The organism is Saccharibacillus deserti, from assembly GCF_013618475.1.
GTDB lineage: Bacteria > Bacillota > Bacilli > Paenibacillales > Paenibacillaceae > Saccharibacillus > Saccharibacillus deserti.
Map to the genome: position 1 here is coordinate 1,053,057 of NZ_JABJVN010000001.1, position 26,947 is coordinate 1,080,003.

General features: G+C 54.6%; 25 protein-coding genes and 1 pseudogene. 18 read left to right on the forward strand and 8 right to left on the reverse strand.

What is annotated here, in order from left to right; genetic code table 11:
* The first annotated feature begins 19 nt into the window (after positions 1 to 19).
* The 4 genes from HOP44_RS04675 (at position 20) to HOP44_RS04690 (ending at position 3,468) form a co-directional block, all read left to right on the forward strand.
* On the forward strand, positions 20 to 913 hold the full coding sequence (locus HOP44_RS04675; protein ID WP_172250967.1) for a Cof-type HAD-IIB family hydrolase: 894 nt from the start codon (positions 20 to 22) through the stop codon (positions 911 to 913).
* Between the two features lie 115 nt (positions 914 to 1,028).
* Positions 1,029 to 1,895 (forward strand): aldo/keto reductase, encoded by an 867-nt coding sequence (locus tag HOP44_RS04680; RefSeq protein ID WP_172250968.1) that lies wholly within the window; start codon positions 1,029 to 1,031, stop codon positions 1,893 to 1,895.
* A gap of 10 nt (positions 1,896 to 1,905) precedes the next feature.
* Positions 1,906 to 2,589, forward strand: coding sequence for a pyridoxine/pyridoxamine 5'-phosphate oxidase (locus HOP44_RS04685; RefSeq protein ID WP_172250970.1), 684 nt, complete (start codon positions 1,906 to 1,908; stop codon positions 2,587 to 2,589).
* A 216-nt stretch (positions 2,590 to 2,805) separates the two neighbouring features.
* On the forward strand, positions 2,806 to 3,468 hold the full coding sequence (locus HOP44_RS04690; RefSeq protein WP_172250972.1) for an HAD hydrolase-like protein: 663 nt from the start codon (positions 2,806 to 2,808) through the stop codon (positions 3,466 to 3,468).
* A 148-nt stretch (positions 3,469 to 3,616) separates the two neighbouring features.
* Here HOP44_RS04690 and HOP44_RS04695 read toward each other — a convergent pair whose 3' ends face one another.
* From HOP44_RS04695 to HOP44_RS04710, 4 genes are read right to left on the reverse strand one after another with little or no spacing between them, the layout of a single operon-like run.
* Positions 3,617 to 4,933, reverse strand: a complete 1,317-nt coding sequence (locus HOP44_RS04695; protein WP_172250974.1) for an MBL fold metallo-hydrolase — start codon at positions 4,931 to 4,933, stop codon at positions 3,617 to 3,619.
* Entirely contained in the window at positions 4,930 to 6,609 is a 1,680-nt protein-coding gene (locus tag HOP44_RS04700) for an ABC transporter permease (RefSeq protein WP_172250976.1), read from the reverse strand. Before HOP44_RS04700 ends, HOP44_RS04695 begins: the two co-directional genes overlap by 4 nt.
* 1 nt (position 6,610) lies before the next feature.
* Complete coding sequence (locus tag HOP44_RS04705) at positions 6,611 to 7,699, reverse strand: ABC transporter substrate-binding protein (RefSeq protein ID WP_172250978.1); 1,089 nt, start codon at positions 7,697 to 7,699, stop codon at positions 6,611 to 6,613.
* Between the two features lie 57 nt (positions 7,700 to 7,756).
* The gene (locus HOP44_RS04710; RefSeq protein WP_172250980.1) at positions 7,757 to 8,830 is read right to left on the reverse strand and encodes an ABC transporter ATP-binding protein; all 1,074 of its coding nucleotides are present in this window, start codon (positions 8,828 to 8,830) and stop codon (positions 7,757 to 7,759) included.
* 193 nt (positions 8,831 to 9,023) lie between these two features.
* Here HOP44_RS04710 and HOP44_RS04715 point away from each other — a divergent pair, with 193 nt between their 5' ends.
* The 7 genes and pseudogenes from HOP44_RS04715 to HOP44_RS04745 all read left to right on the forward strand — a co-directional run bounded on the left by HOP44_RS04715 (position 9,024) and on the right by HOP44_RS04745 (position 14,727).
* Positions 9,024 to 9,929 carry a LysR substrate-binding domain-containing protein gene (locus HOP44_RS04715; protein WP_172251580.1) on the forward strand — a complete coding sequence of 302 codons (906 nt, stop codon included), beginning with the start codon at positions 9,024 to 9,026 and terminating at the stop codon, positions 9,927 to 9,929.
* Between the two features lie 131 nt (positions 9,930 to 10,060).
* A complete protein-coding gene (locus HOP44_RS04720; RefSeq protein ID WP_172250982.1) occupies positions 10,061 to 10,705 on the forward strand; it encodes an HAD-IA family hydrolase in 645 nt (214 codons plus the stop codon).
* Positions 10,706 to 10,817: 112 nt separating this feature from the next.
* Positions 10,818 to 11,789, forward strand: a complete 972-nt coding sequence (locus HOP44_RS04725; RefSeq protein ID WP_172250984.1) for an aminoglycoside phosphotransferase family protein — start codon at positions 10,818 to 10,820, stop codon at positions 11,787 to 11,789.
* Between the two features lie 50 nt (positions 11,790 to 11,839).
* Positions 11,840 to 12,482: pseudogene (locus HOP44_RS04730) on the forward strand (3-hydroxyacyl-CoA dehydrogenase family protein); the annotation flags it as partial.
* Positions 12,483 to 12,616: 134 nt separating this feature from the next.
* Entirely contained in the window at positions 12,617 to 12,907 is a 291-nt protein-coding gene (locus HOP44_RS04735) for a hypothetical protein (RefSeq protein WP_172250986.1), read from the forward strand.
* 184 nt (positions 12,908 to 13,091) lie between these two features.
* The gene (locus tag HOP44_RS04740; protein WP_172250988.1) at positions 13,092 to 13,958 is read left to right on the forward strand and encodes a hypothetical protein; all 867 of its coding nucleotides are present in this window, start codon (positions 13,092 to 13,094) and stop codon (positions 13,956 to 13,958) included.
* Positions 13,959 to 14,229: 271 nt separating this feature from the next.
* On the forward strand, positions 14,230 to 14,727 hold the full coding sequence (locus HOP44_RS04745; protein WP_172250990.1) for an SDR family oxidoreductase: 498 nt from the start codon (positions 14,230 to 14,232) through the stop codon (positions 14,725 to 14,727).
* 238 nt (positions 14,728 to 14,965) lie between these two features.
* Here the strand turns inward: HOP44_RS04745 and HOP44_RS04750 are convergent, their stop codons facing one another.
* A complete protein-coding gene (locus tag HOP44_RS04750) occupies positions 14,966 to 16,168 on the reverse strand; it encodes an outer membrane protein assembly factor BamB family protein (protein WP_172250992.1) in 1,203 nt (400 codons plus the stop codon).
* On the opposite strand from HOP44_RS04750, the gene HOP44_RS04755 reads away from it, so the two are divergent.
* From HOP44_RS04755 to HOP44_RS04765, 3 genes are all read left to right on the forward strand, one after another.
* The gene (locus tag HOP44_RS04755) at positions 16,168 to 16,623 is read left to right on the forward strand and encodes a tryptophan--tRNA ligase (protein ID WP_343059764.1); all 456 of its coding nucleotides are present in this window, start codon (positions 16,168 to 16,170) and stop codon (positions 16,621 to 16,623) included. The two genes, HOP44_RS04750 and HOP44_RS04755, sit on opposite strands and share 1 nt — an antisense overlap.
* A gap of 190 nt (positions 16,624 to 16,813) precedes the next feature.
* Positions 16,814 to 17,371 carry an RNA polymerase sigma factor gene (locus tag HOP44_RS04760; RefSeq protein ID WP_172250994.1) on the forward strand — a complete coding sequence of 186 codons (558 nt, stop codon included), beginning with the start codon at positions 16,814 to 16,816 and terminating at the stop codon, positions 17,369 to 17,371.
* Positions 17,368 to 18,816, forward strand: a complete 1,449-nt coding sequence (locus HOP44_RS04765; RefSeq protein ID WP_172250995.1) for a DUF4179 domain-containing protein — start codon at positions 17,368 to 17,370, stop codon at positions 18,814 to 18,816. Before HOP44_RS04760 ends, HOP44_RS04765 begins: the two co-directional genes overlap by 4 nt.
* Before the next feature lie 63 nt (positions 18,817 to 18,879).
* On the opposite strand, the gene HOP44_RS04770 is transcribed toward HOP44_RS04765, so the two are convergent.
* The 3 genes from HOP44_RS04770 to HOP44_RS04780 all read right to left on the reverse strand — a co-directional run bounded on the left by HOP44_RS04770 (position 18,880) and on the right by HOP44_RS04780 (position 22,878).
* On the reverse strand, positions 18,880 to 19,827 hold the full coding sequence (locus HOP44_RS04770) for an alpha/beta hydrolase (protein WP_172250996.1): 948 nt from the start codon (positions 19,825 to 19,827) through the stop codon (positions 18,880 to 18,882).
* Between the two features lie 159 nt (positions 19,828 to 19,986).
* Complete coding sequence (locus tag HOP44_RS04775; RefSeq protein ID WP_172250997.1) at positions 19,987 to 21,450, reverse strand: outer membrane protein assembly factor BamB family protein; 1,464 nt, start codon at positions 21,448 to 21,450, stop codon at positions 19,987 to 19,989.
* Positions 21,451 to 21,558: 108 nt separating this feature from the next.
* Positions 21,559 to 22,878 carry an outer membrane protein assembly factor BamB family protein gene (locus tag HOP44_RS04780; protein ID WP_219915563.1) on the reverse strand — a complete coding sequence of 440 codons (1,320 nt, stop codon included), beginning with the start codon at positions 22,876 to 22,878 and terminating at the stop codon, positions 21,559 to 21,561.
* Between the two features lie 209 nt (positions 22,879 to 23,087).
* Between HOP44_RS04780 and HOP44_RS04785 the strand changes: the two genes are divergently transcribed.
* The 4 genes from HOP44_RS04785 to HOP44_RS04800 all read left to right on the forward strand — a co-directional run bounded on the left by HOP44_RS04785 (position 23,088) and on the right by HOP44_RS04800 (position 26,914).
* The gene (locus HOP44_RS04785; RefSeq protein WP_172250999.1) at positions 23,088 to 24,038 is read left to right on the forward strand and encodes a tyrosine-type recombinase/integrase; all 951 of its coding nucleotides are present in this window, start codon (positions 23,088 to 23,090) and stop codon (positions 24,036 to 24,038) included.
* Between the two features lie 62 nt (positions 24,039 to 24,100).
* Entirely contained in the window at positions 24,101 to 24,451 is a 351-nt protein-coding gene (locus HOP44_RS04790; protein WP_172251000.1) for a hypothetical protein, read from the forward strand.
* A gap of 264 nt (positions 24,452 to 24,715) precedes the next feature.
* Positions 24,716 to 25,807 (forward strand): DUF3900 domain-containing protein, encoded by a 1,092-nt coding sequence (locus tag HOP44_RS04795; RefSeq protein WP_172251001.1) that lies wholly within the window; start codon positions 24,716 to 24,718, stop codon positions 25,805 to 25,807.
* Positions 25,808 to 25,828: 21 nt separating this feature from the next.
* Positions 25,829 to 26,914 (forward strand): hypothetical protein, encoded by a 1,086-nt coding sequence (locus HOP44_RS04800; RefSeq protein WP_172251002.1) that lies wholly within the window; start codon positions 25,829 to 25,831, stop codon positions 26,912 to 26,914.
* Positions 26,915 to 26,947: the final 33 nt, after the last annotated feature.

The following is a 26,947-nucleotide window of genomic DNA, read 5'->3' on the forward strand; positions in this document are numbered from 1 at the left end:
ACCGGGAGGCTTGTCTGTGATGAATCATGCTGAGGATGTTCGTTCCACCGGAACGGCTTCGTCCAAATTGGTATTTATCGATATTGACGGAACGCTTGTCGACGACTACGGAACCGTACCCGAATCCGCAATCCGCGCCTGCAAGCAGGCACGGGCGAACGGCCATCGGCTTTACCTGTGTACCGGACGTTCCAAGCCCGAGATCTACGACGCGATCTGGGACATCGGTTTCGACGGACTGATCGGCGCGGGCGGCGGGTATGTCGAATGTGATACCGAAACCCTCTACCATAAGCAGGTGTCCGAAGAAGACGTGCGGCATATGGTAGACTTTTTCGAACGGCACGGAATCGATTTCTACCTGGAGTCCAACGCCGGGCTGTATGCCAGCCGCAATCTGCGCGACCGCTTGATCGCCCTCATTCACGGCGACATCCTCAACGACCCCGGAGCGCGGGATCGATTCGAGAACTCGCCGCATCCTTTTCTTGGCGCATTGACCTACGGGGAGAGCCATCTGTACAAAAGCGACGTCAACAAAGTTTGTTTCCTGGAGGGCGCTCTCCCGTTCGAGGTGATCCAAGCGGAATTTGAAGGCAAATTCGAAGTTCTGCGGTGCACCGTGCCGATGTTTGGCAAAAACAGCGGCGAACTGGCCGTTCCCGGCGTACACAAAGCGGTGGCGATCGCCGATGTGCTCGTGCATCTGAATCGTTCGGTCGCCGACACGATCGCGATCGGAGACGGACTGAACGATCTGGAAATGCTGCAGTACTGCGCGGTCGGTATTGCGATGGGCGACGCTCGGGAAGAACTGAAAGCGGTCGCCGACCATGTGACCGGTACTATCGCGGAAGACGGGCTGTACCACAGCTTCGTCAAATACGGACTGATTGCACCGCAGAACGTCTGAGGCGGAGAAGCTTCATGTGGGATTGCGTTCCGCTCGCGGCGGGTAATGAAGAAAAGGTAACGGCATCCGGACGTACGTACCGGGTGCTTCTTTTTAATCTGAGAGGAGCGATTCCATGACTTCAACGAACGTAAACGCCGCTCAATCCGGTACTTTTACAATCGGAGGCGATATGACGGTCAACCGGCTGGGTTACGGCACGATGCAGCTGACGGGTCCCGGCGTCTGGGGAGATCCTAAAGATCCCGACGAAGCGGTCCGCGTGCTCAAGCGCGCAGCCGAGTTCGGCGTCAACTTTATCGATACGGCCGATTCTTACGGGCCGGCGGTCGCCGAGCCTCTGATCCGCAAAGCGCTGCACCCGTACAGCGACGATATGGTTATTGCCACCAAAGCCGGCCTGACCCGTTCGGGTCCCAACGATTGGCGTCCGGTCGGACGTCCGGAGTATTTGCGCCAGCAGGCGGAGATGAGTCTGCGTCTGCTCGGTCTGGAGCGGATCGACCTCTTCCAGCTGCACCGGATCGATCCGAACGTGCCGCTGGCCGACCAGCTCGGCGAACTGGAGCTGCTGCGCAAGGAAGGCAAGATCCGGCATATCGGGCTGAGCGAAGTCAGCGTCGAGCAGCTGCGCGAAGCACGCGAGATCACGGATATCGTATCCGTGCAGAACCTGTACAATCTGTCGAACCGCAAAGCGGAAGACGTATTGGAGGAAGCGGAATCCGGCGGGATTGCTTTTATCCCCTGGTTCCCTCTCGCAACCGGCGCATTGGCCCAAGACGGAGGACCGTTGGATGAAATATCCAAGCGTCTGAACGCCAAGCCGGCCCAGATCGCACTCGCCTGGCTGCTGAGACGTTCGCCGGCCATTCTGCCGATTCCGGGCACTTCGTCCGTTGCCCATCTGGAAGACAATATGGCCGCGGCCGGCCTTCAGCTGAGCGACGAAGACTTCGAGACGCTCAGCCATCTGGCTTAACCCGATGGACATGAACAAGAACAACGAAGAAGGCGGCGCGGACAAACGGAATCCTCTGTTTCGGGGGTTAAAATCGCTGGAAGGTCCGTTCGATCGGTTCGATCCGTTTTCGCTGCCGGCTGCGCCGGGCGAACTGTTCCTGCAGTGGTTCGAAGAAGCACTTCGAAACAAAGTCCAAGAACCGCATGCCGCGACCTTGTCCACCGTCGATCCGGACGGCAGACCGGATGCACGCATCCTGATTCTCAAAGACGTGCACGGCGACACTTTCTATTTCGCATCCGGCATGGAAAGCCGCAAAGGACAGCAGCTTCAACGCCGTCCTTACGCGGCTTTGACTTTCTACTGGCCGACACTCGGCCGGCAGATTCGTCTGCGCGGCCGCGTATCGGACACCGGAGCACAGGAAGGTGCCGAAGATCTGCGCCGGCGCGGTACCGAAGCGCGCGCATTGGCCATGCTCGGGCGGCAGAGCCGGCAGCTGGGCAGCGAAGAACAGCTGGAACAGGCTCTGGCCGAGCAGCGGGAGGTGCTGCAGGGCGATCCGGAAGCGGTCACGCCGCTGTGGCGGCTGTGGGCGCTGGAATTGGACGAGGCGGAGTTCTGGCAGGCCGTTCCCGACCGCAAACACACGCGGATCCAATATCGGCTGAGCGGAGAAGGCCGTTGGGAACACGGCCTCTTATGGCCGTAATCCTGTAGACCGCCGGCGGACAAGAACGGCAGAAGCCGTTCGCCGAATAACCCGAAGCCGCTTGATCGGCCCGGGTTATTCGGTGCGGCAAAATAATATTTCGAAATTAAAAGATATTGTTCATTTTTCGGCAGATAAATCCGTTATAATAGGGAATAAGAAACGGAAACGGTTAATAAAGAATAGAGGAACACATTACCAGAGGAGGTATGGACCATGATTAGGCATGTGATCTTCGATTTCGACGGAACGATTGTCAATTCCCGGCCGCTGATTGTCGAGCTGTATAACAGCTTGGCGGCCAAGCACGGCTATCAAGCGATCGGCGACGATACATCGGAGCCATTTGCCGGTCTGTCCATACGCCAGCGTTCCAAAACGCTGGGCATTCCGCTGTACCGCCTGCCGTTCCTCGGATTCCAGCTGTTCTCGGAATATCGCCGCAAGATCAAAACGCTTGAGCTCAAAGACGGCGTAGGCGATCTGATCCGGGACCTGAATGCGCAGGGTTATCAGCTGAGCATCATCTCGTCCAACCTGGAGAGCAATATCCGCTCCTTCCTGAGACACAATGGAATCAGCCAATTCGTGCAGGTTCGTTCCTGCTTCAGTCTGTTCGGCAAACACCGGGCGATCCATTCGTTTCTGCGCGACAACAAGCTGCATCCCCGCGAAGCCCTGTATATCGGGGACGAATTGCGGGATATCCAGGCCGGCCAGCGTTCGGGCATCAAGATGATCGCAGCGGCTTGGGGATACGATTCGTCGGAACTTATGACCCGTTTCTCGCCCGATTTTATGGCTTTTTATCCGGGCGAAGTCTCGGCAGCCATCGAAGGCTTCAACGCAAGCGCAGGGAGAGCCGCAGGTGCCCTTTGAAATGTAAGCGTTATTTTAAGTTTTCAAGCAAGCAGTTGTTTTCCTTTTCCAACCCTTCCGCACCGCCCAAAAGCCCGTTATCCCTTTATAGGGATAACGGGCTTTTATAAATAGGATTCCGGGGCTGTTCGATCTTCGGATTCGAGCTTCAAATTACGATTTCCATTCCCGGCGTAAGCGGGAACAATCCGTCCCGGCCTTCGCTTTGCAAAATACGGCAGACTTCGCGGGTAGAGACGTCGGGCGCATGGACCAATACGACGGCTGCCGCAGGAGCTTCCTCAAGCATAAGCCGAACGTCGCCGATACCTTGATGAACTTTGTAAAACTGGTGCATAACCCGGCAGCGGACATCCGGCAGCCGATTGTCGAGCAGCATTCGGGCGCGCGTTCCCCGGGAAGCATGCCCGGTCAGGAGGATCAGATTGTCCGAATCGGGTGCGAGATGCTCCACATACGCCTGCGATACCGCTGATTCCAGCATCCCGTCGGCAGTCAAGATAAGACAGGGGCCTTCGCGCCGAAGTGCTTCCGATCGTTCCGCTTCGTTATCGACAAGAATCAGACGAGGCGAACACTCCTGGGTCAATGTCCGGATTTGCGCCGCGACGCCGGGCCGAAGCCAGAGCGGGTCGTCGATCAGATAAAGCAGTCCCTGCCAGATGGTGCGCTCGACCACGACCCGGTAAGGCGCAAGAGACTGGAAGGCCCAGATTAGCAGGTCCTGGCTGCGTCCAAAAGCCGGCACAGGAAGAAGAACCCGTCCGCCGTTTTCCAATACGCTCCGAATCTCGGATCGAATGCGTTCCAGCTTGATTTCCTGCGCTTCGTCGTCCGTCCCGTAGGCGTTGTCCACAATGGACAGGTCGGCGATCGGCACGTTTCCGTTTTCTTCGGAAACGGCGGGAGAGTCGGCTTCCAGCAGAATCGACTCCCGGGTGTAATCGCCGGAGAAGAAGATGTGCCGGCCTTCGGTCTGCAGACGCAGCCAGATCGAACCGGATAGATGGCCTGTACGGCCCCACATGATCCGAATCGGTTCTTCGCCGGGGCTGGGCGCCCATTCGAACCATCGGCACGGCGGCGCGCAGTCTTCCAGATAGAGAAACCGCATGGCTTTGATATGCTCCGGCCCGTAAGGGAGGGTTCCTCCGCGTGACGCAACGAAATGCCCCCAGCTGTCGAAGCCTTTGTGCAGCTGCCCGGCCGTGGCGCGGGTCGTCCAGATTGCGCCTTCGTACCCGTGCTTGTAGAGCAGGGGCAGGGCCATCGCATGGTCTTCGTGCGCATGGGAGAGGAAAACGGAAGTCAGGTCCGGGATCTCCGAAGGATTCAGCAGCGGATAGAGACCCCGGTCTTCTTTCTTGACGCCGCAGTCGAGCAGCAGGCGGCGGCGTTCGCCGACAAGACGATAGCAGGAGCGGCCGTGTTCGCCGGCTCCGCCCCAAACCTGTAATTTCATCATCGTTTATTCCACTTTCTTTTCGAGCCGAGGCTCTCCATAATCGTCAGGATCACCGTCGTGAATCCGACCGACACGACGGCCATCGCCATGCCAAGCGATACCTGGCCTTGTTCGAACTGCGCGAAGATAAACGTGGCCGACGTCTGCATCGAAGGCGGCAGAATCAGCAGGGAACCGACCAATTCGCGCGAAGCGATCGTGAACGTCATGGTCCATCCGGCCAGAATGCCCGGCAGAATCAAGGGCAGCGTAATACGAGATAACAGATACCAAGGCCTTCCGCCGAATACTTGCCCCGCCTGCATCAGGGAACCGTCGATCTGCCCGGCCGCGCTTTTGACATACTGGACGGTATAGGGCACGAAGAGTACGACATAAGTCAGAATGACGATGCCGGCCGTGTTGTACAGCGGAATCGGCATCCACGGCGAGTTCCAGAGCAGGATCAAGCCTACGACGATGACGATGCCGGGCACGGTGTTGGGCAGCAGGCTGAGCAGGTCGACCGAACGCTGTCCGATCGTTTTGGAACGGCGAATCACCAGCGCAAACCAAGTGCCCAACACCGCGGCGATACTTGAAGCCGCGAGTGCAAGCCAGATACTGTTCATCAGCGCTTTCATGCCCGGCGTTCCGAAGCTCAGCAGCTCCCGGTAAGCATCCAGCGTCGTGTTGCTCCAGGACAAACCTTCCCCGCGCAGCTTCATGGTCGAGGCCGCGACGATCGAGAAATACGGGATCCCGATCGAGAAGACCAGCAGCAGCAGAACGAATAATCCGCCCAGCCACAGCACCGGGCCGCGGGACGTTTCGGCGGAGCGGCGGGAGCCTTTGCCGCCGACGAGGCTGTACGTATAGCGCCGGTTCACGACCGACTGCACGTACCACATCAACAGACACACGGTTAACAGCAGCGAAGACAGCGAAGTCGCTTTGCCGAAATCGATCGGCCAGCTGGAGACGTACCGATGGATCTCGGACGTCATAACGTCGTAACCGATCCGTTTGCCGAACGTGGCCGGGGTGCCGAACTCCGCAATCGTTTTGACAAAAATCAGCATCGCTCCCATACCGAACGAAGACAGCAGCAGCGGAACGACGATGCGGCGGAATCGGTACCAGGCCGGAGCGCCCAGCACGGAAGCCGCTTCTTCCAGGCTTCCGCCGATCCGCTCCAGCGCTCCGCGCAGCAGCAGGTACAGAAAAGGAAACAGATGCAGGCTCATGATCGCGATCATGCCGCCGAAGCTGAAGAAAGAAGGCGCGAGGCGCCCCAGGGCCGGGACAAGCTGCTCCAGGTAGCCGTTTTTTTGCATAAACAGGATCCAGCCCATCGACCCGATGTAAGGAGGCGTCATAAACGGAATCAGCAGGACCACTTCCAGCCCTTTGATGCGGCCGATCGACGTATGGACCATAATCCAGGCCAGCGGAAGCGCAAGCAGCGTCGTGCCGAAAATAACGCAGATCCCGAGCCAGACCGTATTCAGCATGACTTGGGCCAAATCGGCGTCCGCAATCGTACGGAAGGGAGCTGCAAGCTGCAGCTCCCCGTCCCGATACACGCTTTGGATAAAAATTTGGATCAGGGGGATAACAATCATGACCGTCAGGACCAGCAGGGCCAGCAGGACCGACAATCCCCGGATCGGTTTAAGCGTCAGGGATTTGTTCATGTTACTTGAACAGCTTCAGGAAGCGTTCCGTCACATCGGCACCGTTCTCGTTCATCCAGTCCCAATCGACGGCCAGCTGCGGAATTTCGTCGAGGTTGGCCCGGTTTTCGGCTTTGATATCGGTACGTCCCGGCATGAGGTAGGCCTCGGATACCATTTTTTGCGCTTCGTCGGACAGCAGGTAGTCGATAAACGCTTTGGCGTTGGCTTCGTGTTCGGTTGTATTAAGGATAGCCGCCGGTCTCGGGCTGATTACGGTACCTTCGCTCGGGTAGACGATATCGATCGGCTCGCCTTTGGCTTTGGCGCTGTACGTCATATAATCGACGGCCGAGACTACGATCCCTTTGGCGCCCGTGATGACCGGGTCCAGCGCTTCTTTGTTGGCTCCGGCCATTGTCACACCGTTGGCTTTGTAGCTTTCGAACAAGGACCAGCCTTTGTCGCCGTTCGCGTTCAGGTAGCCGGTCATGAAATCGAGCGCGGAGCCGGACAAGGAAGGATCGGGGATATTGACTTGGTCTTTGTATTCCGGTTTGCTCAGATCGGCCCAGGAAGCCGGAGGCGTGGCGATCAGTTTGGTGTTGTAGGCGATGCCCAGAGCGGAAGCGCTGGCGCCGAAGTAATTGCCGTCCGCATCCGACCAGTCGGGATTCAGTTTGTCGGCGTTTTTCGCTTCCGGATACGGCATGGTCAATCCGTCGGCTTTGAGGCCTTGGGCAGCCGGGAGAGAAGCGAGAATGACGACATCCGCCGCGGGATTGCTTTTCTCCGCTTCCAGGCGGGCCAGAATCTTGCCGGTCGTTCCCTGGAACACTTCGACGTCTACGCCGCTCTCGGCTTCATAGCCTTCGATGATCTTGTTGGCGAGTCCTTCGGGGCCGGCGGTGTAGACGGTCAGCTTGGTATCCGCGCTCTGCGTCTGCTTGGCAGGCGTGCTTCCGGCAGCGGCGGCCGGGTCGGCGGACGCTGCCGGTGCCGAACTGCCCGTGCTGCCGCAGGCGGTAAGCGCCATGCCAAAAGCGAGCGTCAGTGCGATCGGGGCCGTTCTGGCCAGTTTTGTTTTAACGGTAAAAGTACGGTTCCACATAAGTATTCCTCCTGGGAAATGTGATTTAAGTATAAAAGAAAGCGGGCAAACGACAGATTAAGATTTGGGCACGGCGTTCAGCCGATGCAGTTTCTTGCGGGGGAGATATACCGTCATGCGGCTGCCCGCCGGAATCCGGCAGTCGTAGTAAGCCGTCCAGCGCTCCTCTTGGCCGTCGGCCTGCACATGCACTTCGTAGCGGTCGCCCATGTAGCTGGCCTGCACGATCTCGACTTCGTACGCATCGCAGGCGCCTTCGCCAAGCGGCTCCCAGCGCAGATGTTCCGGGCGGAACATCGCGAGTGTGACCGCCGGTTCCGGCGGGTTCTTCTTCGGATCAAGATCGGCATCATTCGTCGCCTGCAGCGGTTCCGCCGAGGGAGAGGCCGCAGTAATCCAGTTGGAGCGCCCGATAAAACGCGCCACGAACGGATCGGTCGGCTTGGCGTAAATCTCTTCGGGCGTTCCGCGCTGCAGCACCCGTCCGCTGTGCATCACGACGATTTCGTCGGACATCGACATGGCTTCGATCTGGTCATGCGTCACGTACAGCGCCGTCAGGCCGAGGTCCCGGACAAGCGAGAGCATCTCGACTCTCATCTCTTCGCGCAGCGAAGCATCCAGCGCGCTGAGCGGCTCGTCGAACAGGACAAGGCGGGGCTGAACCGCGACGGCCCGGGCAAAAGCGACCCGCTGCTGCTGACCGCCGGAGAGCTGGTGCGGATAGCGGTCCATCATCGCGCCGAGCTGTACTTTTTCCAGCGCGCGTGTGACCGTTTGTTTCAGATCCTGGGTCCGGCGGCTTGTGCGAAGACCGAAAGCGACGTTCTCGAACACCGTCATATGCGGCCAGAGCGCGAAATCCTGAAATACCATGCCGAATCCGCGCTTATGTGCCGGGGTACTGCGCTTGCGCGAAGCGTCGAACAGCGTGTCGCCGCCGATCGAGATCGTGCCGGTATCCGGCGCCTCGAGGCCCGCGATCATGCGCAGCAGCGTCGTTTTGCCGCATCCGGACGGACCGAGCAGCGTAGTGAACGTGCCTTCCTTGACGATCAGGTCGGTCGGGTGCAGCGCGGTTGTCGGCCCGAACGTTTTGCTCAATCCTTCAATGTATAAGTCCATGTGCATTCCTTTCCTGCTTCCGTTAACTGTTCAGCGTGATCGCCGCTTACAAATTCAGTTTACGCTCCTTGTTCGCTGCCCGTATTAACGCAAAATCAACACAAAATTAATTTTTCCAATGATTCCTGTTAACATTCATAGATTTTACTGATAAGGAGGGTGCGGGATAGGCCCGAAAGGGAAGGAAGATCGTGACATGATGAACTTAAATCTGACCAAACTGAAGATCGTGGAGCTGCTCGAAAAATACAACAAGATCACCACAGTAGCGGAAATGTTGAATCTGAAGCAGCCTACCGTTACGTTTCATATGAAAAACATGGAGAAAGACTTCGGAGTCAAACTGTTCGAGACCCGAATGGGCAAAATTGTCCTGACGGACGCCGGACGCGCGCTTGAGCATTACGCCGTCAAAATAGGCGCTCTGGCCGGCGAAGCGCAGCGTGCGGTGAGCGAATTCGATACGCTTCGCAAAGGCACGCTGCGGATCGGAGCCAGCTACGTACCCGCTACCTATATTCTGCCCGGTGTGCTGCACCGATTCGCGCGGATTCATCCGGGCGTACAGGTATCGTTGTCGGTCAAGACGGCTCCGGCCGTACGGGACATGCTGGAGCGCCATGAGATCGATCTCGGCATCGCGTCGACCGACTCGTTGGAGTCGCCGGAACTGATCGCCGAGCCGATCTGCCGGGACGAACTGGTGCTTATTTTCGCGCCTTCGCACAGACTTGCGGCACTCGACGCTCCGACGCCGGAACAGATCGCTTCTTCGTATTTTGTCATGCACGGTATGGAATCGAGTACAAGGCGCTTAACGGAGCGATGGCTTGCGACCCATTCGCGGCGTCTGCCGTCTTATCTGGAATTCGATTCATTGGAAGCGATCAAGCAGACGGTCAGGCTCGGCGAGCATGTCTCGTTTGTGTCCAGACTTGCCGTTCAAGACGAGATCGAACGCGGACTGCTGCAGATGCGGGCCATCCCGGGGATCGCTCTGAATCGTTCCATCTATATGGTCACGAACAAGCAGCGGTATCGTTCGGCCCTGCTGGCGAAATTTACGGACCAGGTATCGGAATGGTTGAGAGAATCGCCTTTGTAAGGCAAGGAGCCGGCGAGGAAACGATCCGTACACGGTTTGCTTGTTTCAGTCCGGGCATTTGCATGTAATACAAAGGGAGAAAGCAGACGGTCCGTTGAAGTGAAAACCGGTATCACAGGAGGCCGCTAGCCATGATTCGACATATCATCTTCGACTTTGACGGGACCATTGCCCATTCCCGTCCCCTGATCAGCAAAATCTATAACCGGGCAGCCCAAAAACACGGGTATCGCCCGATCCGCGAAGATGACCAAGGTCCTTTTGCCGGACATTCGATCAGTCAACGGCGAAAAGCGCTGGGGATTCCGCTCTACCGGATGCCGGCATTGGGGTTGAACGTGGTTCTGGGATACCGTCGGGGGATCGAGAATCTGGAAGTGAAGCCGGGTATCGGAGAACTGATCGACCAGCTGCATGAAAAAGGATATCCGCTCAGCATCATTTCGTCCAATCTGGAGCGAAACATCCGGGCTTTCCTGCGAAACCAAGGCATCGACCATTTTGAACAGATTCGCTCGGCGCGCAGCCTGTTCGGCAAACACCGGGCGATTCGTTCTTTTCTTAAGCGCAACGATCTCAAAGCGGAAGAAGTGCTGTATATCGGGGATGAACTGCGGGATATCAAAGCCGGACGGCGTACGGGGGTCCATGTGATCTCGGCGGCTTGGGGATACGATTCCCTGGAGTCGATGAGACGGATCTCGCCGGACTTTACGGTGTCCTGCCCTGCAGAAGTACTCACGGCGATCCAACGATTCGATGCAATGACGATATAATCAGCCGAAATAGAACGGACATGATATTCGGGCTGCCCGATCATTGTTTACATAATTTTAATTATGAAACTACATTTAGACTGGGATCGGTTAAACGAAGGAGGTTCATCCGATGAAAGCAAAAGGGCAGGAGCTCGCCGAACGGATTGCAGAGCGCTTTTGTCAAGAAAAGACCGTTGATTGTTCGCCTATTGTAGGCCGCGGCTTCGTCAATCAAGTCTACAGCGTCGAAACACGCAGCCGAAAATTGATCGTGCGTCTGAATACGGCCGACCGCTACGCGGAATACGTCAAAGAAGAATGGTGTATCCGGCAGGCGGCTGCAGCGGGAATCCCTGGCCCCACCGTGCTTGCGATCGGCGTCGAAGACGGGTATGCCTACATGCTTCAATCTTGGGTGAAAGGGGTCAACGGACTGGATACGGACTATCCGGAAAATGTGATTTGGCGGCGGCTGGGCGAATATGCCCGTCTGATTCATGCCATTCCGGTGCAAGGGTACGGAGGCGATCTGGAAAACGCGAACCAAGGGCTTTTTGACAATCCGCCTCATCCGGGTTCCGACGGCAGTTGGCAGGATCATATCCGCTACAATATCGACAGCTTGAACGACTCCGATCCTCTGCTTGCAAGAGGCGTTATTACGGAGAACGAGTCGCGTCAGATCAAAACGATTTTCGAACAGCTGGCTGTGCAGTCTTTTCAATTCGGCTTGATCCACGGAGACTTGTCTGTCAAAAATGTACTCGTCGAGCAGGGAGAAGGGGCCGCAGCGGGGGAAGTGACCATTGCGCTGCTGGATTGGGGCGCCGCGGAAGTACATCCCGTCCCGCACGGAGAGGTGATCCAGCTGATGCAGACGCAGTTCCAAGGTGGAATGCCTAATCACGAACAGCTTGAAGCTTTTTACGAGGGATACGGCCTTCCTGACGAACAGCGGGCTGATACGAAAAAGCTGATGCTTCTGCGTGCGGTCGATACGCTGCGCTGGGCAGTAGACCGTGCACCGGAACAGTTCGAAACGTTTGCCGGGTGGGTCCGTCACAGCGTCCGAATGAATCTGGATCCTGATACAAAAAATTAAAAGTATTGATTTGATTATTTTGAATTGATTTTATTTAATAACAGGATACCGAGTCCGTTCCGGAATCGGTCGATATCAAGATCGATTTCTATCAAAAACCGGCCCAGGCCGCTCCTGCCCGTACGATCTTTGCGACCAACTCCTCTACGCTGCTGCCGAGCCAGTTTGCCCATGCCACAGGCCACAGGCCGTCCGGAGAAGTTCCTGACGCTGCATTTTGCCAATGAGATCTGGAAAAACAATACGGCCGAGATCATGAAGCACTCCACCACGGCCGAGCGGGTGTTCCATGAGGTGATTGCGTTCGCGAAAGAGATTGGCATGGTCGCTCTTCCTCCGCAAAAAGAACAGGCCGGTTACATCGTGAACTCGCCGCTGGTTCCGCTGCTCAGTTCGGCGCAAAAACTTCCGGTCACCGGAATTGCCGATATCGAAACGATCGACAAGACCTGGATGCTCGCGACCGGCGCTCCGGTCGGCCCGTTCGGGATGCTCGATATCGTCGGCATCAATACCGCTTATCCTATCGCGCGCACAAGAGCCGAACATACCGGGGACAAAGCCTATCAGGCGGTAGCGGATCTGCTTAAGAACAATTATATGGATCAGGGCAAATTGGGCGAAGCAACCGGAGAAGGGTTCTACAAATATCCGAATCCGAGCTATCTGGCGCCGGGTTTCCTGAAGCCTTAATCGATGGATTTCAAAAGGCGGAGAGCTAAAGCTCTTCGCTTTTTTGTGTGTAGCGTAAAGTGAAATGCGAACTTTTCTTGAAACGAAGCGTTCATTCCAATAAGTTGTTCAATTAAGAAGAGGAGCGTGTATAAATGGATTCTACGGATGCGTTTTACTCGATTTTTCATCTGACACTGCCCGGACTCAAAGTGATCGCCGTCCTTCTGATTGCTATCATGCTGTCAGGATTGACCGCCACCTTTACGAAGTTTCGCCACAATCTGACCGGACCCAAAATCTTAAGCTTAGGGATTACCTTTATTGCATTAGCTTTCCTTTTTGCGACAACTTTTAATTTCAATCACGCGATGCCTAGTCTGCAATTCATCGTCCTTTTAGCCGGTATTACTTTATGCTTTATAGGGGTATGCTGGAAAAAGTAACAGTTGATCAATCACACCCAGCCGCTGGTTCCAAGTCTTCGCAATCGATAAAATCTTGGGCTCCATCAGCAAAGTATGGCCATTTTTTACCAGAATCCGCGTTCGCGTTCATTCCGCTGTGATCCTGCCCCTTTAAAGTGAGGAGGTACTCAACCCCAACCTTCGAAGGAGTGGATCAACCGCAATGAATACGAAAAGTCCAAGTACGTTCACCCAAAAGCTCACCGTTACCGCTTTGAGCGCCGCCGTTCTCTTCACCAGCTGGGGGGCCGCGCCTCAGGTGCATGCCGCTTCGAACGCAGTTCCGACTTACGAAGTGAAATTCCTGCTCGATTCGAATGACGTGCTGAACGCAAACGGATCGCTGCAAGCTTCGGTCAATGACGCTTTTGAGATTACGACTGCGCCGAAGCGCCAATTGGTGGAATATTTCGATACGGATGCCCAAGAGTTGAATAACGAAGGCTGGAACGTGCGTTTTCGTAAAAAAGAAGACAAAACCGATTACGAGCTGACGTACAAAAAGCGCTTCGCGGTACAAAACGGACAAATCGATGCCGCGCTGAGTGCCGCCAACGCCGCCGGTTTCGATTCTTCCGATACAAACTACGAAGCCGAAGTCGATTGGGGTTACGGCAAACAGACCCTGAGCTTCTCCAATACGAAGAAGGTCAAAGCATCCGCCGGCCTGATGCTGCCTTCCGCCAGCAAAGCGCTGGAACTGCTCGTCAAAGAGATTCCCGGCAAGCTGGAGAAGACACGTTCGAACGGTTGGGGAAAAACGATCTTGAAAAAATCGCGCGTACACGGCCCGATCGAGGTCAGCAAGTATGCCGGCGAATTTAACGGGGTAGAAGTGGATATCGAAGTACTGCCTATTCTGAATGCATCCGGTACAGGCAGCGAACCGCTCGTCGAGATCTCGTTCAAAACGGACGATTACTCGGCTGCCTCCGCCAATCGCGCAGAATTGATGGACGAGCTGAACGCGGAAGGGTGGTTGGTTCCTGCCGATTCGCTCAAGACGAATCTGATTCTGGATCGGTACTAAGGCGGAAGTCGGTAGACGTGGAACATTAAAAAGGGTAAAGGCAAAGAGCTGAAGCTCTTTGCCTTTTTTTGTGGAAGAATGAATTCTTTCTATTGATAATTTACATAATAAAAGTTACGTAAACTAAATTTATTGCTTTCTATCCTTTATCGGCGGAAATCCAAACCTTCGGGCATATTCTCAACTGAACCGGGAAGGACTCTCGTAACCAACGCGAAAACCAACCTCTGCGGCTCCGATCTCGGTTCCGAGTATAAGCTTTTTCCGCCAAATGCGTGACGTTCAACGGATGCATAGAGTCGCGATTGATCCGGTTTACCGTTTCCGCTATACGGTTAGCGAAACTTCCGGCGGCGGCGTACCTTGCAATATACGCACCCTGATCGCCTTGCAGCACGCAGAGACGCTGCCGATTTTTCGGCAGCAGGGGTATGGACATATCCTCAATATCGCTTCGACGGCCGGTCACAAAACCGTACCCAACCAAGCCGTTTATTCCGGCACCGAGTTTGCGGTAGGGGCCATTTCCGATGGCCTGCGTCAGGAAGCGGGTCCCGACGTTCGGGTGACGGTCATTTCTCCGGGTATTACCGATACGGACTTTGCCGCAGGAATTATAGATCCGAAGATCAAGCGGTGTCTTGAAGAAATACGCGATCAAATGGCAATGCCACCGGAGGCGGTCGCCCGAGCGATAGTCTTTGCTATTGAACAGCCTGCCGAAGTCAATGTAGGAGAAATCGTCATCAGCCCTTCTGCTCAAGCCTGAAACAGCATGCCAATATCCCGTTAAAGCGAAATAGAGAAATGCCGGGAAAAGGGCGAAAAACGCCATAAAAAAACAGCGTATAATATAAATTATACGCTGTTTCGTTTTAGAACGATTTTATACTGCTTAAACGGCTCTTTATCCAACTTGTTTTAACCCAATTTAAAGTCATTTTCCATATTATTCAACCTTGTTCGATGTCTTCGTTCTAGAGATATGATTTACATAATATATATTATTAATCAGATCCTCCGAGCGGAATTTTCACGACCGAAAGAGTGGTATCCGCTTGAACGATAACCTTGCTATTTAGAAGAATGATTTGGGAAGTTCTTGCCGCTTTTTTGACAGCTGCCGTTATTCGTAAATTTGCTGTATCGATGTCGAACACCTTTAGAGTTCCACCTGTGAGAAGAGCGGCTATTCGTCCGCTGCCTGCTTGGAAACCAATAATCGGTTTATCCAGTTCTGCAATAATTTCCGGTTGGGTCTCGGAAGGGGCGCCGACGGAAATACGTTGAATCAAATTGCTGTCGTCTCCTTTTTGTACGATATAGAAATATTCCCCTTCCATGACAATAGAATTAGCAGACATGCCGCGCATATAATCAACGGGAATGTAATTGAAGCTTTTTGCGATTTTGCCCGTTTTGAGGTCTACTTTGTCGATCACGGCTGCGTACCCGCGATCGGGGCTCATTGGAATATTCCGAGTGTACATATATCCTCCGCTGATCCCGAGAATGGCATTATGATCGCCTTTTACTTCCCACAGCGTTTTGCCGGTTATTGCATCATAAGCTTTGAGTGTTTCTCTCATGTACGCCCCGGAACTTACGCTTACAGCAAAAATCATATTCCCGCGAATACCGACCGGCTTGCCGACGACTTTGGACAGAGTGCGAATCGTTCGACCGGTTGCGGCATCGATCTGCGTCAATCCTTTGTTATCTGAAATGTAGAGGGTGTTTCCGGACAGTCTGAAATCGTTTGGAGGATATTCTTCGGAAGATTTGGAAGGCTTGGCGGGCGCGTTTATCGTCCAGAGCACCTTTCCGTTTTTGGCGTTCAGTTTAACGATCTTGCCTTTGGTCGTTGCGATATAGACGGAATTGTTCAAAGTGACTGCAGGCGCGTAAGATTTGGCTGCGTAGCTCCATTTGGTTTTGCCGGTCGAGATGTCGGATGCAATCAGTTTGGAGCCCGATTGATAGTAGATTGCGCTGCCGCCTACGACAGCTTGGGGAGAATCGACAGACCTGCTCCATTGCGGCGAAGACGGGGTATTGGATGTCAGAGTGAATAAGCCTCTATCGGCAGAAGCCGCTTCGGTGCTTGGTGTTCCTGCGTAAAAGCCGAAAGTTCCCGCAAGCAGAAGTGCGGCTGCGGAAGCGGCGAACCTGCGGTTGTTTTTAATTACATGCTTCGATGGAATCTTCAATGAATAAACCTCCCGAAAAATTATTTAATTGCTCTCCTTGTATAGACTCTTATCTCCCGCAAACCGTTTCGTTTTATGGAATCGAATTTTTAATCTTGTGTTTTCCTGCAGTCGCAGGTCTCGGCGCATGCGGAGCTTGGCTGGATGATCCGTCCAAGAAGATGAGCAAAAGCAACCCGAACCAGGCAAGCTATATCTTGATGCTGGATGAGACGGCTGCGATCCGCAAGAAATTTTCGCGTGCCGTCACCGACTCCGATGGTCAGGTGCGTTATGATTGGAAGAAGCCCGCTGTCAGCAATCTGGTCGAATTGTATGCGGTGTTTGGCAATCTTTCGATTCCGGGCGTAGAGCGACGATTCGACGGACAAGGTTGTAAATTCGGCCGAACTGGACAAGATTCCGAAACGCGGAGCACACCCTGCTGGCGGCCCAAAAGGCGATGGGATTCGTAACCTTCGATTGATTCCCGGAATACGATCCTGCACTTCTATTCAAGATGCCGCTTTCGGCAAATTCGGTAGCATTTTTTTATTTACATAATATTATTATGGTAAACTAAATAATTCTCGAAATATTTTCATAAAAAAGCGAACTCGATTCCTTGTCGAAGCGTATATCGGTCAGACAAAAGGAGGGGACACTATGAACGAGGCGTTAAGCCGGGAGGAGGCCAAGCGTTTGTTCGAGCGGCATTCGAAATCGATCTTCGGCATTTTGCTTGCCTTGACCAAATCGAAAGTGCTCGCAGACGATCTGACCCAGGAGACGTTCATCCGCGCCTTCTGCAAGTATGATCAGTATCGCGGCGAAGAAGGAAGCGACAGTGCGTTTCGCCCCTGGCTCGCCCGTATTGCCGTCAATCTGGCACGCAGCCATTACCGCAAACTGAAATGGCAGACGCTGTTCGGCCAGGTGCCGGATCAAGCGACAGAACGGACGGCCGAAGCGATCGCGCTTCTGAACGAACGGCAGCTCGAACTGTGGCAGGCGGTCTGCCGTCTGCCGCATAAGAGCAGAGAAGTGATTCTGCTGCATTATTATGCGGACATTCCGCTTAAGGAAGCCGCAGAGACGCTGGACATCCCGCTCGGTACCTGCAAGTCGAGACTGGCTGCAGGGCTCGCGAAACTGAGAGTAAGCCCGGATCTGCTGGATTACGGCGTACCCGGCTATGTCAAGAGCAAGGAGGAACTGCGATGACCCGCGACAACAGACTCGTTCAAAACGATATCCCGGAACAGGACATGACGCAGCGTTTGAAGCACGAAGGGCCGGGATCGATTGCGAACTTAAGATCCGACATCTCGTTCGAGTCCGTATGGGAAGGAGAACTTAAACAAATGAGACAAGTGAAGGCTTCCGGGATGGGCAGCCGATTCAGAAAGGGGTTTGCCATTGCCGCGGTTCTGCTGCTTGCGGCAGCGGCGATCTTCGGCATTCAGCTGCTCAACTCCTCCAAGCCGGTGCCTGCCGTTTCGGACGTATCGGGTATAGAATTTCGGGAATTACGCGATATTTATGCGCCGAATGCAAATAGAAATGTGGAAGATGAACAGATCGAACAACTGTCGACGCCATTGAATATCGTATTGAAAGATCAGGACGTTACACTGACACTTGTCAAAGGATATTATGATGGCGGCCGGGCCATGATCGATTATGTGGTCGACGATCAAAGTGGCGGTGCGGACTTGAACGCGGACAATGCTTCGTTCAACTATACATTAAAGCCTTCTGCGGTCGGCGAAGAATGGAATCAGAATCCTACCCGTTCCAAGACCTTTTTGGGCAGCCACCGATTCGCGGGTACCCTTACCTATATACTCAATTCGTATAACGGACCAACAGACCTCACCTTAAACCTGAAAGTCAGCCGACTTGCCACAAAAAACGGGAATTGGGAAGCAAAGATTCCTCTATCTTCGGCCAAAACGGATAAGCTGACTTCGACCTTTTATCCGGGAACCTCTTTCACTTATAAAGGGAATGAATTTACTTTGACCGAATTTTCCGCCGGCCCGACTTTCAACCTCATCCGAATGACTCAAAAAGCTCCGGGCGAAATTTCTGCACAGGGTATTATGTACTACGATGATATCGATACCTATTTTCATGAGCAGTGGATGACGGGAGACGGCTCCGAAGAAGGAAGTATGAAATGGGTTCAGGCGCTTGATCCTTTTACAACCATTAATTCCAAACCTTCTTCGCTTGGACTCCGTATCTTCGAATCCCAAATAATGGACGATACGAATACAGGCACGGATACACAGCCTTTTGAAGGCAAAATACCGATAACACTGACTGGTTTCGACGGAGAAACGATGACGCTGACCGATGTCGATTTCCAGAAAGACCGGACGATCGTACAATTGAAATATAGCGATCCGAACGTACAGACGTGGTTTCCGTATTTCAATTCTTCGAAAATAAAGGGCGGCTACCCGGCGTATTACAATCCGCAGCGGATCTCCAAAGACGAACTTTTATACGAAGCGATCTTCCCGCCGATGGACCCGGACGAGTTGACCGAGTTTGCGGCCACAACTTCGAAAAAGACGAAGTTTAAATCTTTCGAAATTCCGCTCGATTGGGACAAAGCCGTACCTGGGCGCCCAAATGCCAATCCTGCCGCACCGGAATGAAAAGCAAATAAAAGAGCCGCTCTATCAGAGCGGCTCTTTTTACTGCGTACATCCGGGGAAGGATCAGCCCTTCAGCCAGGCATTCGCCAGCAGCATAGCGCCTTTCTTGGCATTCGTCTCGGCCAGCGTATTCAGCATCACAAAGTCGTGAATGATACCCTGGAAGCGGGCGGCCGTAACCGGAACGCCGGCTTCGCGCAGCTTGTTGGCGTAGGCTTCGCCTTCGTCGCGCAGCACGTCGGCTTCGCCGGTGATCACGAGCGCTTCAGGCAGTCCCTGCAGCTGCTCGGTCGTCGCGCGGAGCGGAGAGGCCGTAATCTGATTGCGCTCCTGCGGATTGGTCGTATACTGATCCCAGAACCATTTCATGCCTTCCTTCATGAGGAAGTACCCTTCCGCGAACTGATTGTACGATTCCGTCTCGAACGAAGCATCCGTGACGGGATAGAACAGCAGCTGCTTCGCGATCTTCGGACCGCTGCGTTCTTTGGCCATCAAAGTGATCGCAGCCGTCATGTTTCCGCCGACGCTGTCGCCGCCTGCATACAGTTTCGAAGTGTCGAACCCTTCGGTCTCTCCCTGAGCCGAGATCCATTCGAGCACGGCGTAGATCTCTTCAATCGCCACCGGATATTTGTTCTCCGGAGAAAGGCTGTAATTCGGGAACACCACTGCGACTTCCGCGCCTACGGCGAGCTCTCGAATCAGGCGGTCATGCGTGTGCGCATTGCCGAATACCCAGCCTGCACCATGGGTGTAGAGAAGAACGGGGAGAACGGCCTTCGTTCCTTGTGGACGCACAATACGGACCGAGACTTCGCCTTTCGGTCCGCCCGGAATCGTCTTGTCTTCGATTTCGACATCCGGTTTGAATACGTCGCCCGATTGAACCTGGTCGACGGTCTCGCGGCCTTTCTCCGGTCCGAGGTCGGACAGGAACGGCGGCTTGGCGTTGTCGTCGGCAAACTGTTGAGCTGCGGATTCGAGAACAGGCTTCTTGGCATTCGTCATGGAACAGACTCCTTCCGGTGCTGATCAGCACCCGTGCAGATTTGAGGGATTTTAGCCTACCCCAGCTAATTACCACAAATTGAATCGCGAAAAACAAAGAAGGGTCCGTTATTTCATTCTCTCCGTTTCTCCGCAGCTGCCGGGCAAGGATTCGTGCGCTTATTTTGAGCTTTTCGCCAGGGTCAGACCCAGCCACTTCGTATCCGTACGAATCAGCAGACCCGACTTGGTTGCCGAGATCGATTGAATATCACCGGAACCTGCAGCCAGTCTGCCGATAGGAGTCCCCGTCTTCAAGTTGAATGCATGGATTTCTCCGTTCTCCAGCCCGATATAGACAAGCTGCCCGGATACGACCGGTGCGATAGCGGCTTTGCTGCCAGGATCTCCAAACGTTACGGAAACTCCGTTGGCCAACTTGACTCCCGTCAATCCTGTTTCTTTTTGGAAGAAAGCCCATCCCTGCTCCGGGCCGCCGATCCAGTCTCCGGCGTTGGCATAACTCTTGGCCGCGTCCGCATATTTTCCCTGGGACATAGAAAAGCGGGTCAACCGCAGTCCGTCTTCCGTCTCATCTACCGAGTATCCGACAGAGCCCTGCAGGAAAGTACGGCTGTTTTGGAGATCGATCGCCGACGACTCAAGAGGCGCATACTGCCCGGCTTGCGTGAGTTTGCCGCTTTTCAGATCGGCATGAACAAGGGTAATCAGATAGTCCGCGGCCGCCGATTCTTCGCTTTCCTCCTGAGGATTGTCCAATTCGTTGTCCGAATCCTGCTGGATGTCCGCCGCCGAATCTTCCTCGTCTTCCTCTTCGTCAGCGGAGAATGCTGCCGTTGCGGACAAATCGCGCAGGATCAGTTTGTCATCTTGCGTACCCAGCACTTCGTACGAACCTTCGATCTGCCAGAGCAGACTTCCGGTTTCCGCATACACGCCGTACAGGATTCGGTCTCCGGCGGGCGTCGTACCTTCGGCAGCCAGCACATCGCCGTAGCGGCCCAGCACCTGCAGAGTCTCGGACTGGATCTCGTCGTTTTCCCACTTGAGCTTTCCGTTTCCGGTATGATACGCGGCCAATCTGCCCGAAGAGTCGGAATAATAAAGACTGCCCTGCAGCACCCGAAGTGAAGTTTCCGAAGCTTCGGCAGTATGTCCGAGTTCGGTGCTCCACCGTTTTTTTCCTTTTTGGCTGTCCAGTTTGGTGATCCGTTCGTTCTCTTCGATCAGGAATACGGAAGCATTGGCCGAAGCAGACGGAAGGGTTCCGCCGGCGTAACTCCATCTAAGTTTGCCGGTTGCGGCATCCGCGGCGCGAAGAGAACCGTCCGATTCATAGAAAAAGAGTCCGTCCGCAGTTTGAACAGCCGCGCCGGAAACCTCTGCCTCCTGCTTCGATATTTCCCATGCGGCTTTGAGAAGAGGAGCTTGGGCCGCCGCAGGCCGTTTCTTGTCTGCCGCTTTACCGTCCGCTTTCTTCTGGCTTTGAACGTTCTTTTGCCCTTGTCCGTTTTTCTGGGCAGGTTTATTCTCGTTCTTCGCCTGAGCGGTACCGACTGCCGATACGGTGCCTATGCTCAGCAGAACGGCCGCCACGACGGCGGCTGTACGCAATTTTCTCATGATTTGTGATCCTCCCGGAGTCGAATAGCCGCCTTCGATCCTGACAAGGCGGCAGTTACTTATTCAGTTATTATCGGTCCTGCGGAGAAGGAAATGTAGCTTTCGCGTTCAAGGATGCTTCACGGCAATCAGTTCTTTTTCCGTTTGAATCAGCACCGTACGACCTGCAAAAAGAGTCTCGCCATAGGTTCGGCTGCCGGTATCGACTGCGCCCGACGTTTGGCCCGAAGCCAGATCGATCAAATAGAACTTGCCATCGCTCAGTCCCGCATACAGTCCTGCTTCATGCAGATCGAGCCGGGCAAGCGGATTACCCGCAAGCTTGTACGTCGTCGTTCCTTTTTGGCCCGGCAGCAGCGAACTCAGGCTCAGACCTTCTTGGAAAAACAGCCTGTTCTTATAGGGCCCCGCCAGGAATTTGCCGTACCCTTCATAAACGACAGGCTTCTGCTTATTGGGGTCTTGATTCAGATTGAACCGGTACAAGACAGGAGCAATCCCTTCCAGCACGCCTGCAGTATACTTCTCCATTGCGACATACACATAACCTCCTTCAACCACGAGCTGCTCCGCCGATTGGTACAAGCCGTCTGTAACCTGGACGTAATCGTAAGAAGTCTTTATTCGGCCGGTCTTGATCTCGACTTGATCGAGCTTGGCCGCATGATTCGGAGATGCCCATTGAGCGGTATTGCGCAGATACAGAAGACCGTTTCGAAACTCGAGCACAGGGCCGTGACTGCTGTTGAGCGTCCACAGATTCCGCCCTGTTTTCGGATTGTACGCTTTGTACTGATCGAAGGTCAGCGCTCCGCTGACGACCGAAGCGACGATCAGGATCCCGTCATACACGCCATAGGAGGTTGGACCGCCGTATTCGCTTTCGGTCGACGTTTTCCACAGCTGCCTGCCGGTTGCGGGATCATAGGCTTTCAAAGCGAACGGACCGCCGACATAGAGAATGCCTGCAGATAGGGAAGAAGTGATATTCGACGTTTGAGGATCGAAACCCGTTTGGGTTTGCCAGAGCTGCCGTCCCGTCTGTATGTTCAGCGCCCGAAGCGTGCCGGCAGCGTCTACGACATAAAGTGTATCTTGGCCGAGCATCACCGGGGAAGCCGGTTTGACGTTTGCCGTCCAGCGGGTTCGTCCGGTTGAAGCGGCAGCCGCGTACAACTTTCCTCCTTTTGGGAAAAAGACGAGCCCGCCGGAGATCCGTGCAGACAAGTGAATATTTCCCCCAGCAGGCGAAGAATCCATTTTTGTTTTCCACAGCGTCTTCAACGCCGGAACGTTCTCGTTTTCCGTACTGAAAATAGCAGGATTGATATAGGAAACAACAGGAGAGGCGGCAGCGGAAGGCAGGATGGAGCAGACAAGTCCGACGGAGATCACAGCAGTCATAACACGAGCATTTTTGGGCATCATCAAGGACCTCTCTTTGCGGCATGACTTTAGTTTACATAGTAATAAATATGTAACTTTATTCAATTTCCTATTTTATCCTTTTCGTCTCTTTAACGTTACGCCCACCCAAAGAGTTGCCGAAGTTTTGAACAAAACTTGCCAGGCACCCCCAAATTGGTCCACAATATTATAGAAGAAACTTGATAAGCGGAAACGGGGCGAACTTGACCATGACGACGATCCGGATTCCCGACGACGAAGCCTGCGAGACTTATACCGAGTATCTGGAAGCTTTTTTGATCTGGATGCAGGACGCGGGATACACCGATTATACGCAAAAAAATTATCTCAGCGACGTGCGGCACTTTCTGATCGCACTGAACGAACGGGAACTGAATACGGTCAAGAAAATTCATGTGATGTCTTTCCTGTCGAGTGCCAGACGCGAAGGGGCGGGGGATGCGACGCGCAACCGCAAACATGCCGCCGTGCAGTGTTTTTTCAAAGCGCTGATCGAACTGGAACTGCTGGAGCACAACCCGGCATTCGGGATCAAAAAAGCCAAAACCGAAACGAACCGGGCTCCCGTCTATCTGGACGAACGGCAGATCGGCGTTTTCCTGGAAGCGGTCGAAGGCAAGTATCGGGGGCGCAATCTGGCGATTTTCCTGCTTATGGCCTATATGGGGCTGCGGGTCGGCGAAGTTCACGCGCTCAACGTGTCCCATTACAATGCCGAGCGGCGCACGCTCCAGGTGTTCGGCAAAGGGCGAAAATGGCGTACGCTTCCGGTTCCCGAAGCGGTAGGCGGCGTGTTGGAGGAAGCGATTGCGCAGCGCCTCTCGCCGTGGACGCAGCGGGAAGAAGCGCTGTTCGTTTCGCAAAAAGGCCGCCGGATGTCGATTCGTGCGATCCAGCAGCTGGCCGCCGATACGTTTGACCGATTTCAGCAGGATCTGGATCCCAACCAGCGTATTGCGTATTCGAGCCACAAACTGCGGCATTCGTTTGCGACCATGCTGCTGCGCAGGGGCGCGGATCTGCGAACGGTTCAGGAAATGCTCGGGCATGCTTCGATCCAGACGACAACCGTATACACACACGTAACGAACCGGGAGAAGGAAGAAGCGATGGATCGCCTTGATGTTAAGCTGCCTGGAGATAAGGGTAAGAACTCCTAAGTACGTGACGGAAAAAGGCGGTCTCTGCGACGCGGCTTTCCGAATCTAAGGAGGTTATCGAAATGGGATTCAATCTTGGAGGACTGGGAGATATGCTGGGCAAGCTTCAAGGAGGTGCAGGCGGAACCGGCGGATTGTCGGAGATGCTGAAAAAGCTTCCGTTAGGCGAAATCCTGCAAAAGCTGCCGCTGGACCAACTGCTGAATTCGGAGTTTTTGCAAAAGTATACCCCGTTCAAGTCGGCCGCGGAAATGCTGCAAAAGTTCGGAATCGGCGGCAGCGACGCGAACGCTCTGCAGAATGTTCCGCCGCAGGAGCTGGACGAAAAGGTGAATGCCAACACGCAGTTCGGCTCGATGCAGGAACTGCTGCAAAAAGGGCTGGAGTTCATGCAGCAGCGGCAGGGCAAGTAATCGTATAGTCCTTCCATTGGCCTTAGGATTCCGGTCCGAACCTATCCAAACGCGGTTGCGCCCAAAGCGGCGAACCGCGTTTTTTGAATGGAGACTCTAGCGATGCGGGAACGATTTTCCCTACCCCGGATTGTTCATTTTCGGCCATCGTGCTATCGTAGTCAGACAGGAAGTTTGCTGCCGGAACATGCGATCAAGCACGGCGGTTATCAAGGCCTTACGGAGCGGGGAAACGCCCCGAAGGCAGAAGGGGTCTAAACAGAAATGCGTTTCGATATCGAATATTTGTCTTTCTTCGTGATCCAGGTTGAAGGCCGCGAAGGCCAGGGTGCCCGGGGTTACAAGCATTATCAGACCATGGACGATTACGATTATGAAGACAGTCCGGTCAAAAAATTCCTCGACAGCGAGTTTTCGCGGATCGCCAAACGGAAAGTGGAGAAAAATCCGCTGACCGAGCAGGCGCCCACCAAGATCGGAACGTTTATCGTGGAGCCGGGCTACGAGCTGGACAGCAACCCGAACTTCAATATGTTCAACCGGATGCGGACCGCGGACGGCAAAGAAGACTACAAAAACGCCTGCGACGATCTGGTACGCAATTATCTGGATACGGGATCGGTTCGCGGCGGCGCACTGGTCCTCACCCGGGCCAAAATGACGACGCATTCCGACGATCCGTTTATTTTCGTCATGAAATGCGACTTCGAGAACAAGATCGCACGGATCTCCGATGAGCAGAACCTGATCGACGAAGTGGAAATGGCCATCAGTACCAAGAGCATCAAGTCGATCATGTATCCGCATATGCCGGAAGCGGGGATGACCGAAGACTGGGAATTGAAGATCCATCAACCTTCGCATGCCCGATACTTCGAAGATTTTCTGAAGTTTGTCGTCTACGAGCAGTCGATGCCGGAGATCGTAAACGAGCGCGTGATGGAATTTGTTCAGACTTATGTCGAAGAAAAGTGGCCGGACGAGACAAGCGAAGAGCGGCAGCGCGAAGAGCACGATCTCGAATTGTGGACAGCCAGCGACAAGCGGGATATTCAGGAAAAGTGGGAACCCCAGCAGGTGATGGAAGCCGCCGAACGGATTACGGAATTCCAGCCGGAAATCGAGGTCCGCTTCAAATTGGGCAACAGCCAGATCAAAGGTCTGTTGGCGGACTTTGGATACGGCGTGCATATTACCCGCCTGAACGGCCGTTATGCGGTTATTCTGGAAGGGGAGTCGTTTGTGTTCGACAAAGGACATTCCCCGGTCGAGCTGCTTCAGCCCGAGGATTTCGAGACGGTAGCCAAGCGGCTGCTGGAACGCAAGGAAGAACCGGGCGACGGTCTTCCGTACTAAACTGCCAAGGGAGAGACGCCTTTGACAAAACGTGACGGCCGTGATCCGCTTTCGGGAATCCGGATCGAGAGTTCCGGGGATGTCCGGTTTCTGTCCGGCGCGGAAAGTTCTTTCTGCGTAGACCGCGCCCAAGAGCTGATTGCGCGTGTTCGGCCCGATATCGATCCGGATGAATTGATGCCTGTCCGGGCACTTGAGCTGGACAAGAATGAACGGCTGCTGGAATATGGACGGCAGCACGGCGGTATTCCTTTCTATCGGGGACCGCATCTGTTTCTGCGTATGGACGCTTCGGGCGAACTTCTCGATCTGCAGACCGATTGGACGCCCTGCCGGTTCGAATCGCCTCCAATCCAAGAGTCTCTTTCCGAAATCCATCCGCCCGAAGATGCCTCCTGCATACGGGCGGTATATGCGTTGGACGTCTCTGCGGTTCGGCCGTTCTATCTGTTTGCGCCGCGCGCCTATGATCGGGAAGGCCGGAGGATCGTTCAAGGAGAGAAGTTGGGGCCTTGGGAATGGATCGACCTGCGCGGCGGCGGATCGGTCAAGCGAAGTTCGGCTGCCCCGATCCGCCCGCTTCAGGGCCGTCTGCCTGCCGGCGATTCGAACAGGCCGGAGCCTCTGGAACGCGATGAGCTGCGGCGCGTTCGGAGCTCCGTGCTTGACTATCTGCTGCGAAGCCCACGTCCTCGAGCTTACCGCTGGGCGTTTCTCGCCGGCAGGGAACGCTCTTCGTTTCAAGCGGCGGGCAGCTCTGTCCATGTCCGCGTTTACCGCCTCGTTCATGGGATTCCGGTGCTGGGCGCCTGTCTCGATTTGTATGTAGATCGGCGTACCGGGAAGCTGTCGGCCGTTTCCGACGAGCTTCAATTTCGCCGGATTTGCCTGGAACGGTTTGCCGAAGCCTTCGACAAACCCCGACTATCCGAAGACGAAGCCTGGCAGAATCTCCGCGGACAAATTCGAGCGCTGCCTTATTATGCGCTGACCGGCAGCGAAGAAGGCGAAGCACGGCAAGCCTCGCTGATCTGGATCGAAGAAAGCGAGTTTGCGTGCGATGCGTCTACCGGCCAGCTGGTTCGCGCCGAAATCATAAGGCTGTAGCCGGAGATCGCCTCCTGCTTCGGCCATACGGAA